At 71.9% G+C, this 11,541-nt stretch carries 4 protein-coding genes; 1 reads left to right on the top strand and 3 read right to left on the bottom strand.

Features of this window, described 5'->3' with window-relative positions; all coding sequences use genetic code 11:
* Nucleotides 1-437 precede the first annotated feature (437 nt).
* From glgB to AC6CH6_RS12670, 3 genes are all read right to left on the bottom strand, one after another.
* A complete protein-coding gene (gene glgB / locus AC6CH6_RS12680) occupies nucleotides 438-4,376 on the bottom strand; it encodes a 1,4-alpha-glucan branching protein GlgB (RefSeq protein ID WP_498255389.1) in 3,939 nt (1,312 codons plus the stop codon).
* A gap of 53 nt (nucleotides 4,377-4,429) precedes the next feature.
* A complete protein-coding gene (gene treS, locus AC6CH6_RS12675; protein ID WP_017831955.1) occupies nucleotides 4,430-6,196 on the bottom strand; it encodes a maltose alpha-D-glucosyltransferase in 1,767 nt (588 codons plus the stop codon).
* 109 nt (nucleotides 6,197-6,305) lie between these two features.
* Nucleotides 6,306-8,759, bottom strand: coding sequence for an alpha-1,4-glucan--maltose-1-phosphate maltosyltransferase (locus AC6CH6_RS12670; protein ID WP_498255388.1), 2,454 nt, complete (start codon nucleotides 8,757-8,759; stop codon nucleotides 6,306-6,308).
* A 157-nt stretch (nucleotides 8,760-8,916) separates the two neighbouring features.
* On the opposite strand from AC6CH6_RS12670, the gene glgP reads away from it, so the two are divergent.
* Nucleotides 8,917-11,514, top strand: a complete 2,598-nt coding sequence (gene glgP / locus AC6CH6_RS12665) for an alpha-glucan family phosphorylase (RefSeq protein WP_498255387.1) — start codon at nucleotides 8,917-8,919, stop codon at nucleotides 11,512-11,514.
* The last annotated feature ends 27 nt before the right edge of the window (nucleotides 11,515-11,541 follow it).

Genomic DNA, 11,541 nt, shown 5'->3' with positions numbered 1-11,541 from the left:
GATCAGCCGTGTCTCGCTTGACACCTTGCTGCCGGAGTGCTCTGCAACCTTAGCCCTTCCGGTCGACCCCGGTCAATCTCAGGTGAACTCTTGGTTACCTGATCGTGACGGCGCCGCCTTCCGGCGAAGCTCACAATCTCCCACCCTAACACTCTTCCGTCCCCGTGCAACTCGCTGGCTGCTCGGTCGGGACCGTTCGGTGGGGGATGCCGCCCCGTGGATCTCCCGGAGAAGTTCCTCGCCGCGACGACTTGGATGAAGTTACTCGGTTTCCGCGGCCCGTGCAAACCGGCCCTCCGGTCCCGCCGCCGTCGCCCGCCGGCTGCTTCTCCGGGCGCCCCGCGTCCCGGTCCCGGGACGGCGGAAGGGCCCGGATCCGAGGATCCGGGCCCTTCCCGTGACTCCGGCCGGCTCCCTCGGGAACGGCCGGGGCCGGCTCAGTGCTCGGCCGGCTTGAGGTACAGGACGGCGAGCGGCGGGACGGTCAGCTCGACCGAGGCGGGGTTGCCGTTGTGGGCGCCCTCGGTGGCGGTGACCTTGCCGAGATTGCCCACGCCCGAACCGCCGAAGAGCTCGGAGTCCGTGTTGAGCGCCTCGACCCACTCCCCCGCCCACGGCAGGCCCAGCCGGAAGTTCTCGTGCGGGTTGCCGGCGAAGTTCGCCACGCACACGAGCGGGTTGCCCTGCTCGTCCCAGCGCGTGAAGGAGAGCGTGTTGCGCCCGGCGTCGGCCGCGTCGATCCACTCGAACCCCGCAGGGTTGTTGTCCCGCTCGTACAGCGCGGGGGTCTCCCGGTAGATCCCGTTGAGGGTGCGGACCAGCTCCTGGACGCCCTTGTGCGGCGGGGTCTCCGAGAGCCACCAGTCGAGGCCGTGCTCCTGGGACCACTCGGACTCTTGGGCGTACTCCGTGCCCATGAAGATCAGCTGCTTGCCGGGGTGGGCCCACATGAACGCCAGGTAGGCGCGGACGTTGGCGAGCTGCTGCCACCGGTCGCCCGGCATCTTGCGCAGGAGCGAGCCCTTGCCGTAGACGACCTCGTCGTGGGAGATCGGGAGCAGGAAGTTCTCCGAGAACGCGTAGACCAGCGAGAACGTGAGCTTGTTGTGGTGGTAGTACCGGTTGACCGGGTCCTCGGCCATGTACTCGAGGGTGTCGTTCATCCACCCCATGTTCCACTTGAGCCCGAAGCCCAGCCCGTCGGCGTCGGTCGGCCGGGTCACGCCCGGGTAGGACGTCGACTCCTCGGCGATCATGACGATCCCCGGGGTGCGCTTGTAGGCGGTGGCGTTGGACTCCTTGAGGAACGCGATCGCCTCGAGGTTCTCGCGGCCGCCGAAGACGTTGGGCTCCCACTCCCCCTCGTTGCGCGAGTAGTCCAGGTAGAGCATGGAGGCGACCGCGTCCACGCGCAGACCGTCCACGTGGAACTCCTCGAGCCAGTAGGAGGCGTTGGCCACCAGGAAGTTCCGGACCTCGTTGCGGCCGTAGTCGGGGATCAGCGTCCCCCAGTCCTTGTGCTCGCCGCGGCGGGGGTCGGCGTGCTCGTACAGGGGCTCGCCGTCGAAGCGGGCCAGCGCCCACTCGTCCTTCGGGAAGTGGCCCGGGACCCAGTCCACGATCACGCCGATGCCGGCCTGGTGCAGCTTGTCCACGAGGTAGCGGAACTCGTCCGGGCTGCCGAAGCGGGAGGACGGCGCGTAGTAGGACGTCACCTGGTAGCCCCAGGACCCGCCGAACGGGTGCTCGGCCACGGGCATGAACTCCACGTGGGTGAAGCCCTGCCAGGTGAGGTACTCGACGAGCTCCTTCGCGAGGTCCTTGTAGCCCAGGCCCTTGCGCCACGAGCCGATGTGCAGCTCGTAGACGCTCATGGGCGCGTTGTGCGGATCGGTCGCCGCCCGGCGCGCCATCCAGGCGTCGTCCTGGAACTCGTAGTCGGACTCGAAGACGCGGGACGCGGTGGACGGCGGCACCTCGGTGCCGAAAGCCATGGGGTCCGCCTTCTCGCGCCAGCCGCCGTCCCGGCCGAGGATGCGGAACTTGTAGGTGGCGCCGGAGCCCAGGCCCGGGACGAAGATCTCCCACACGCCCGAGGAGCCGAGGGAGCGCATGGCGTGCTCGCTGCCGTCCCAGCCGTTGAAGTCGCCGATGACCCGCACCGCCTGGGCGTTGGGTGCCCACACGGCGAAGGCCACGCCGGTGATGTCGCCCATCGCGGAGGGGTAGCGGCGCACGTGCGCACCGAGGACGGTCCACAGCGTCTCGTGGCGGCCCTCGCCGATGAGGTGGAGGTCCAGCTCGCCGAGGGTCGGCCCGAAGCGGTACGGGTCGTCCAGCCGCTGCGGCTCCAGGTCCCGGTAGGTCACGTCCAAGCGGTAGTCGGGGATCCGGCCCGGCTCGTGCGCGGGGACCACGCCCGTGAAGATGCCGCCCCACTCGTGCTCGAGCTCGAAGGTGCCGTCCTGCGTCACGACCGCGACCGCGGTCGCGAACCGGCGCAGCGTGCGCACGGTGACGCTGCCGTCCGGGTTCAGGTGGGCGCCCAGGACGCCGTGCGGGTCGTGGTGGCGGCCCTCGGACACGGCGGCCAGCACGTGCTCGGCCACGTGCACCGGTCCCGCAGGGGCCACGTCGTGGCCGGCCGGGACGGCGCGGGACTTCTGGACGGGGTCGGATCGGTCCTGCGGAGTGCTGGCGCTCACTGCGTCCTCGATTTCCGTTCCCGCTGCCGCAGGGATGAGCCGCGCGGAGCGGGAGCTGTCGTCGTCGTGGTCGGTGCCGGGGGCGGGGTCCGCACCGGCGGTATCAGGGTTCACGCTACGCGACCGGAGGCTCTCCAGTGAACGGCGAACCGCCGCTGCCGGGACGTCCACCCAGTCGGGGCGGTTGCGCTGCTCGTAGACGACCTCGTACAGGGCCTTGTCCAGCCACAGCGCCTGGAACAGCGGGGACCCGCGGTCCACCGGGTGCCCGGCTCCCTGCTCGTAGCCCGCCAGGAACGCGTCGCCGGCGCGCCGGCCCCACGCCTCGGCGTCCGCCGCGCCGGCGCGGGCGCCGAAGGCGGCGGCGTAGTCGAAGGAGCGCAGCATGCCGACCACGTCGCGCAGGGCGACGTCCGGCCGGGTGCGCTCCTCGATGGCGCGCAGGGGCTCCCCCTCGAAGTCGAGCACCTTGAACTGCCCGTCCTCGGTCTGCAGGACCTGGCCCAGGTGGTAGTCCCCGTGGATGCGCTGCAGCGGGGGCAGCTCCGGCACGTCGCCGAGGGAGGTGATCAGCTGATCGAGGGCGGCCGAGTGCTCCGAGAACAGGGAGCCGGTCTCCGTGCGGGCCCAGCGCAGGCGTCCGCCCAGGTCGTTCAGGAGGCGGGCGCGGGCGTCGTCGTCGGGGGCGTCCGCGCCGAACGCGCGGCCCAGGTCGCGGTGCACGCGCGCGGTGGTGCGGCCCAGTTCGCGGGCCTCCTCGGAGAAGTCCGTGCCCTGCTCCGCGGCCTCGACGGCCCGGCCCCACGCGTCGGCGGAGCCGGCGAGGAACTCGGTGGCCACGGCCAGCTGGCCCTGCACGGTGCTCAGCCCGGTGCGCCAGCGGGCGTCGAGCCACCCGAAGGTGCTCGGCACCGCGGGGCAGCCGAGCGCGGTGAGCTCACGGCCCACCTCGACGTCCGGGTTGTCGCCCTCCCCCAGCACGCGGAAGAACTTCACGATCACGGCGTCGGCGTCCGCCCGGCCCGCGGGCGGGGTGAGGATCACCGAGGAGTTCGACTGCTCGCTCGAGATCACGCGGACCTGCGCGGGCGTCTCGACCGCGTAGGGGACGCGCAGCACGTCGGCGTGCGCGCCCGTCACGGTCAGCCCGAGCGGGCCGGAGCTGAGCGGCTCCGCGCGCTGCATGAGCCCCAGGACCGGTCCGACGAACACCGGGTCCCCGACCCCGTCGTAGACCCAGGGTCCGGCCACGGCGTCCTCCGCACCGGGCAGCGGCAGCCCGGTGCGGTGGGCCACGGCACGGCCGGCGCGGGCGGCCCGCTCCCGGAGGAAGCGCGCGGCCCGGCGCGGGGTGGCGGTCTCCTCCGCCGGGACGCCCGTCCCGGCGTCCTCGGACGCGGCGGGCGCCAGCTCGCCGACGAGGAAGCGCTCGGCGCCCTCCAGGGGCGCGGCGCGGAAGCTCAGCGGCACCTGGAGCAGCTCGGTGCGCGCCCCCTCGGAGGCCTCGACCAGCAGGAGCCGGGCGCCGGCGCCCTCCTGGTCCGGCAGCGCCAGCTGGGCGACGACCCGCAGCTCCGTGCCCGCACCGCCGTCCGCGAAGGGGAACCACCGTTGCCGCGGCAGCCACCGGCGCAGGAGGTCGAGGAGCTCGTCGGGGTGCTGGTCGGTCATGGGATCGGGTCCTTCCGGGACGGGCGAGGAGGTGGCCGGACGCGCGGACGCGCTCAGGACTTGGTGGCGGTGATGATCGGCATGGCCGTGGTCTGGGGGGACGTGCCGTCGTCACGGGGAGCGGCCCGGAGGCGCAGCCAGAAGAAGTCCTGGCTGCCGAGGGTGATGCGGTACTCCCCGGCCTCGTCCACCTCGCCGAACAGGTCGCCGCCGAAGAGCTCGCGCAGCCCGCGGCCCGCGAACTGGGGCAGCCGGATCCGGGCGCACGCCGGGGTGTGCGCGAGGTTGAACAGGCACAGCACGGTCTCGCCGCGTCCGTCGTCGGCCTCCTCATCGGGGAGCACGCGCAGGAACGCGAGCACGGAGTCGTGGTCCGTCTCCACGCCGACGTACGAGCCGAGGCCGAACGCCGGGTGCGCCTTGCGCACCGCGAGCATCTGGCGCATCCAGTGCAGCAGGGACGACGACGACGCCAGCTGCGCCTCCACGTTGACCTGGTTGTAGTGGTAGACCAGCGACTGCACCACGGGCAGGTACAGCTTGCCCGGGTCCGCCTTGGAGAACCCGGCGTTGCGGTCCGGGGTCCACTGCATGGGGGTGCGGGACGCGTCACGGTCGTCGAGCCAGATGTTGTCGCCCATCCCGATCTCGTCCCCGTAGTACAGGAACGGGCTGCCCGGCAGGGACAGGAGCAGGGCGTGGATCAGTTCGATCTCGGCCCGCGAGTTGTCCAGCAGGGGGGCCAGGCGGCGGCGGATGCCCACGTTGGCGCGCATGCGGGAGTCGGGGGCGTACCAGCCGAGCATCGCCTGGCGCTCCTCGGTGGTCACCATCTCGAGGGTCAGCTCGTCGTGGTTGCGCAGGAACGTGCCCCACTGGGTGCCGCGCGGGATGTCCGGCGTCTCCCGCATGGTCTCCACGATCGGGGCGGCCTTCTGGTCCCGCAGCGCGTAGAAGATCCGCGGCATGATCGGGAAGTGGAAGCACATGTGGCACTCGGGATCCTGCTCGCTGCCGAAGTACTCCACCACCTCGTGCGGCATCTGGTTCGCCTCGGCGATCACCACCCGCCCCGGGTACTGGTCGTCGATCATGCGCCGCAGCTCGACCAGGAAGTCATGGGTGCCGGGGAGGTTCTCGCAGTTGGTCCCCTCCTCCTCGATCAGGTACGGGATCGCGTCGGCCCGGAAGCCGTCGATGCCCATGTCGAGCCAGAACTTCACCACGTCGTGGACGGCCTCCACCACGGCGGGGTTCTCGAAGTTGAGGTCCGGCTGGTGGGAGAAGAACCGGTGCCAGAAGAACTGCCGGCGGATCGGGTCGAACGTCCAGTTCGACTCCTCGGTGTCCACGAAGATGATCCGGGCGTCCTGGTACAGCTCGTCCGTGTCCGACCAGACGTAGAAGTCGCCGTAGGGCCCTTCGGGGTCCTCGCGAGAGGCCTGGAACCAGGGGTGCTGGTCGCTCGTGTGGTTGAGCGGGAGGTCGATGATCACCCGCAGGCCGCGGGCGTGCGCCTCGGCCACGAGGCGCTTGAAGTCGCTGATCGTGCCGAACTCGTCGAGCACCGAGTAGTAGTCCGAGATGTCGTAGCCGCCGTCGCGCAGCGGGGACTCGAAGAACGGCGGCAACCAGAGGCAGTCGATGCCCAGCCACTGCAGGTAGTCGAGCTTGTCGATCAGGCCGGAGAAGTCGCCGGAGCCGTCACCGTTGGCGTCGGAGAACGCCCGGACGAGCACCTCGTAGAACACCGCTTTGCGGAACCAGTCGGGGTCGTGCGAGATGCCGGGGGCGTTGAGCGAGTACGGCGAGATGCTCATGCGGGGGTGCCGCCTTTCGGACAGGTGGGTCGGAGGCCATCGGAGCTTGCGGAGGGGGCCCTCCCGGGCACGTCGCCCGGGAGGGCCCCGACGGGGTGCGGTCGAGCCCCTACTTGACGTTGCGGCGGACGTGCAGGACGTGCGCGGGGTCGTAGTGCGGGTCCAGGCGCACGTAGTTGTGCGTGCCCCACTTCCAGGAGTCCCCGCTGAGCAGGTCGTCCACCCAGAAGCTGCCGTCCTCGTTGAAGTCCGCGTCGTCCAGGTCCAGGGACTCCAGGTCCAGCCACACGGTGCCCTCACGGGTCGCGTGCGGGTCCACGTTCACGACCACGATCACCGTGTCCTTGTAGCTCGAGCCCCCGTGCCGGACGGTCTTCGTCCTCGAGAAGGCGACCAGGGCGTCGTCGGACGTGGACTGCACCGTCAGGTTCTGCAGGTCGCCGAACGCGGCGTGCCGGCGCCGGATCTCGTTGAGCCGCGTGAGGTACGGGGCGAGGGACACGCCGCGCTCCTCGGCGCCGGCGAAGTCGCGGGGCCGGTACTCGTACTTCTCGTTGTCGACGTACTCCTCGGCCCCGGCCCGGGCCACGTGCTCGTAGAGCTCGTAGCCGGCGTAGACGCCCCAGAGGGGCGAGCCGGTGGCGGCCAGGACGGCACGGATCTTGAAGGCCGCGGGCCCGCCGAACTGCAGGTACTCGGTGAGGATGTCGGGGGTGTTGACGAAGAAGTTCGGTCGGTACACCGCAGAGGTCTCGTGGCTGATCTCCTCGAGGTACTCCTCGATCTCCTTCTTGGTGTTGCGCCAGGTGAAGTACGAGTAGGACTGCTGGAAGCCGACCCGGGCGAGGCCCTGCATCATGGCCGGGCGGGTGAACGCCTCGGCCAGGAACACGACGTCGGGGTGCTTGGCGTTGACGGTGCCGATCAGCCACTCCCAGAACCACAGGGGCTTGGTGTGCGGGTTGTCGACCCGGAAGATCTTCACCCCGTGGGAGATCCACAGCTCCACGATCCGCAGCACCTCGAGGGACAGGCCCTCGGGGTCGTTGTCGAAGTTGATCGGGTAGATGTCCTGGTACTTCTTCGGCGGGTTCTCCGCGTACGCGATGGAGCCGTCGGCGCGGGTCGTGAACCACTCCGGGTGCGCGGTGACCCACGGGTGGTCCGGGGAGGCCTGGAGGGCGAGGTCCAGGGCCACCTCGAGGCCCAGGTCCCCGGCACGGGCCACGAAGCCGTCGAAGTCCTCGAACGAGCCGAGGTCCGGGTGGATCGCGTCGTGCCCGCCCTCGGGGGCGCCGATGGCCCACGGGGACCCCGGGTCCTGCGGACCGGCCACCAGGGTGTTGTTCGGGCCCTTGCGGTGCGCCGTGCCGATCGGGTGGATCGGGGGCAGGTAGATGACGTCGAAGCCCATGGCCGCGACACGGTCGAGGCTCTCGGCGGCGGTCCGGAAGGTGCCGGAGGCCCACGTGCCGGACTCGGCGTCGAAGACGGCGCCCTCGGAGCGGGGGAAGAACTCGTACCAGGACCCGCGGCCGGCGGCGGCGCGCTCGACCTTCAGCGGGTAGCGGCGGCTCTCGGTCACGAGGTCGCGCAGCGGCCGCTCGGCGACCACGGCCAGGACCTCGGCGGAGGTGCCGGCCTCGAGCCGGTGCTCGGCGGGCAGCTCGCCGTTGCCGAGCGTGCGGGAGACCGCGCGGAACAGCTCGGCGTCGGAGTCCGGGCGGCCCGGCTCCGCGGCGGCGCGGTCGAAGAGCACGACGCCCTCGGCCATCATGAGGTCGACGTCCTGGCCGACCCCCACCTTGATCTCGGCGGCGTGGCGCCACGTCTCGAACAGGTCGCCCCAGCCCTCCACGGCGAAGGTCCAGGCGCCCTCGGACGCCGGCGTCAGCCACGCCTCGTAGCGGTCGGTGCCGGGGGTGGTGAGGCGCATCGGCACGCGCTCGGCCTCCGCGCCCTGCGGGTCGTACAGCACCGCGGTCACGCCCAGGGCGTCGTGGCCCTCGCGGAACACGGTGGCGCCCACGCGGATCGACTCGCCCGGCACGGCCTTCGCCGGGAAGCGGCCGTCCTCGACCACGGGGCTCACGCCGACGACCGGGATCCGGCCGTAGACCAGGTCCTCGCGGGAGAACGCCGAGCCGGCGGCCTTCCGGCGCGTGGTCGTCGACTTCCGCGGCGTGGTGGCCTTCTTGGCGGTGGCCGTCCTCGTGCCGGCGGCCTTGGCCGCGGGCGTCCCGCCGGGCGACTTCGCCGCGGCCGTCCTGGCCGTGGACGTCCGCTTGGCGCGCGGCTTGGGCTCCGCCGCGGGGACGACGGCGATGCCGGGCTCGTCGGCCACGGGCGCCGTGACCTCGGGCTCCGGGGCCTTCCGGGCGGTGGACGCTCGGCGCCGCGCCGGTGCCTTCTTCGCGGGCTGCTCGGCCGGCGCCGCGGCGGCACCGGTCCCGGTACCGGGAAGGGCGGGCGTCGTCGTCGAGGGGTCGGGGGCGGGCGCGCCGGCCGGGCTCGAGGCCGGGTCGGACGGGGGCGGCGTGTTGGCTTGGCTCACCTGGACCACGTTAGCGACAAACCCGGCGATCGTTAAGCCCGCTGTCGAACCGTGGGACGGTGTCGCCGTCCCGGTGTCCCGGCCCCGGTCGGGCGGTCCGGCGCGCCGGGGGACCGATGGGCGGCGGCACCGCCGTCCGGCGCCGCCGCACCGGTAGTCTGACGACGTGAAGGCAATCCGTAGATTCACCGTGCGCACCGTGCTGCCGGAGTCCATCGCCCCTCTGAGCCGACTTGCGAGGAACCTTCGCTGGTCCTGGCACCGGCCCACCGAACAGCTGTTCGCCGAGCTGAACCCACAGGCCTGGGACGCGGTCCACGGGGACCCCGTCAAGCTCCTCGGCTCCCTCACCCGGGAGGAGATCCAGCAGATCGCCCAGGACCCGGCCACGGTGCGCCGGATCGAGGAGCTGGACGCCGATCTCGAGCGCTACCTCACCGACGACCTGTGGTACCAGAAGACGCAGGCGGAGGACGCCCCGCGGTCCATCGCCTACTTCTCCGCCGAGTACGGCGTCACCTCCGTGCTCCCCCAGTACTCGGGCGGGCTGGGGATCCTCGCCGGCGACCACCTCAAGAGCGCCTCGGACCTCGGCGTGCCGGTGGTGGGCGTCGGCCTGTTCTACCAGCACGGCTACTTCAAGCAGTCCCTGTCCCGCGACGCGTGGCAGCAGGAGTCCTACCCTGTCCTCGACCCGGACGGCATGCCCCTGACGCTGCTGCGGGAGGAGGACGGGAGCCCGGTCCGGATCACCCTGCCCCTGCCCAACGGCCGCTCCCTGTCCGCCCACATCTGGCGGGCCGACGTCGGCCGCGTCCCCCTGCTGCTGCTCGACTCCGACATCCCGGACAACGACGACCACGCCCGCAACGTCACGGACCGCCTCTACGGCGGCGGTGGCGACCACCGGCTCCAGCAGGAGCTGCTCCTCGGGATGGGCGGGATCCGGGCACTGCGGGCCTTCTCCCGGCTGACCGGGGCACCCGCCCCGGAGGTCTTCCACTGCAACGAGGGCCACGCCGGGTTCCTGGGCGTCGAGCGGATCGCGGAGCTCATGGACCCGGCGGACGGGACCGAGCCGATGACGTGGGACGAGGCCCTGACCGCGGTGCGCTCGGCCACCGTGTTCACGACCCACACCCCGGTGCCCGCGGGCATCGACCGGTTCGAGCAGGCGCAGATCGAGCACTTCCTCAACGCGGGTCTCGCCCCCTCCGTGCCCACGGCCAAGGTCCTGTCCCTGGGCGCCGAGGACTACGACGGCGGCGACCCCGCCAAGTTCAACATGGCGGTCATGGGCCTGCGCCTGGCGCAGCGGGCCAACGGGGTGGCCAAGCTGCACGGCGTGGTCTCCCGGGGCATGTTCCAGGGGCTGTGGCCGGGCTTCGACGTCGATGAGGTGCCGATCGGCTCGATCACCAACGGCGTGCACGTCATGACCTGGATCGACCCGCGCATGGCGGAGCTGGCCCTCGACCCGATGGGCTCGGACCTGAACCGGGCCGCGCGGTGGCGCCGGATCTACGGCGCCGACGACGCCGAGCTGTGGGCCGTCCGCCGGGAGCTGCGCACCCGACTGGTGGAGGACGTCCGGGCCCGGCTGCGGGCGTCGTGGAAGAAGCGCGGTCTCGCGGACGCCGAGCTGGGCTGGACCGACTCGGTCCTCGACCCGGGCGTGCTCACGATCGGCTTCGCCCGCCGGGTGCCCACCTACAAGCGGCTCACGCTCATGCTGCGGGACCCGCAGCGGCTCAAGCGGATCCTGCTGGACCCGGAGCACCCCGTCCAGCTCGTGGTCGCCGGGAAGTCCCACCCGGCCGACGAGCAGGGCAAGCGCCTGATCCAGGACCTCGTGCGCTTCACGGACGACCCGGAGGTGCGCCACCGGATCGTGTTCCTCCCCAACTACGACATCGCGATGGCCCGGACCCTCTTCCCGGGCTGCGACGTGTGGCTGAACAACCCGCTGCGCCCGCTCGAGGCGTGCGGCACGTCCGGGATGAAGGCCGCCCTCAACGGCGGGCTGAACCTCTCGGTGCTCGACGGCTGGTGGGACGAGATGTACGACGGCCAGAACGGCTGGGCCATCCCGACCGCCGACGAGGGCGCGCACCCGGACGAGCGCGACGACATCGAGGCCGCCGCCCTCTACGAGCTCATCGAGAACCACGTGGCCCCGCGGTTCTACGGCGAGACGGCGGAGGGCTCGGACCCGAACACCGACGGCGTGCCCCACCAGTGGCTGGCCATGGTCAAGCACACCCTCGCGACGCTGGGCCCGCAGGTCTCCGCCAAGCGCATGCTCGAGGACTACGTGCGGCACCTCTACGTCCCGGCGGCCGTCTCGGGCCGCCGGGCGGCGCTGGACGGCCACGCGGCCGCCCGGGCGAAGTCCCGGTGGGTCGGGCGCGTGCGCCAGGCGTGGGGCCAGGTGTCGGTCGAGCACGTGGACGCCGAGGGTGTGGCCCAGGAGCCGCAGATCGGGGACGAGCTCACGGTGTGCGCCTACGTGTCCCTCGGCTCGCTGAGCCCGGAGGACGTGTGCGCGGAGATCGGGTACGGCCGGGTCTCGGAGACGGACCACATCCACGAGCGCAAGTACGCGGGCCTGAGCCCCGTCGGCGACCTCGGCGGGGGGCGGCACAAGTTCTGCGGCACGATCACCGTGGACCGCTCGGGCCCGTTCGGCTACACCGTCCGGTTGCTGCCCGCCCACCCCGAGCTCGCCGACAAGGCCGAGCTGGGACTGGTGACCAACGCCTGAGCCGCCGGCGCCGCGCGGCGCGCAGGA

The organism is Kocuria sp. GQ42, assembly GCF_059758435.1.
The sequence above is the reverse complement of the archived record's forward strand: the minus strand, read 5'-3'. Positions and strand labels throughout refer to the sequence as shown.

What these genes read in the sequence shown, in the direction of transcription:
- glgB (WP_498255389.1), bottom strand. Translation starts at nt 4,376, where the DNA reads ATGACCGACCAGCACCCCGACGAGCTCCTCGACCTCCTGCGCCGGTGG.
- treS (WP_017831955.1), bottom strand. Translation starts at nt 6,196, where the DNA reads ATGAGCATCTCGCCGTACTCGCTCAACGCCCCCGGCATCTCGCACGAC.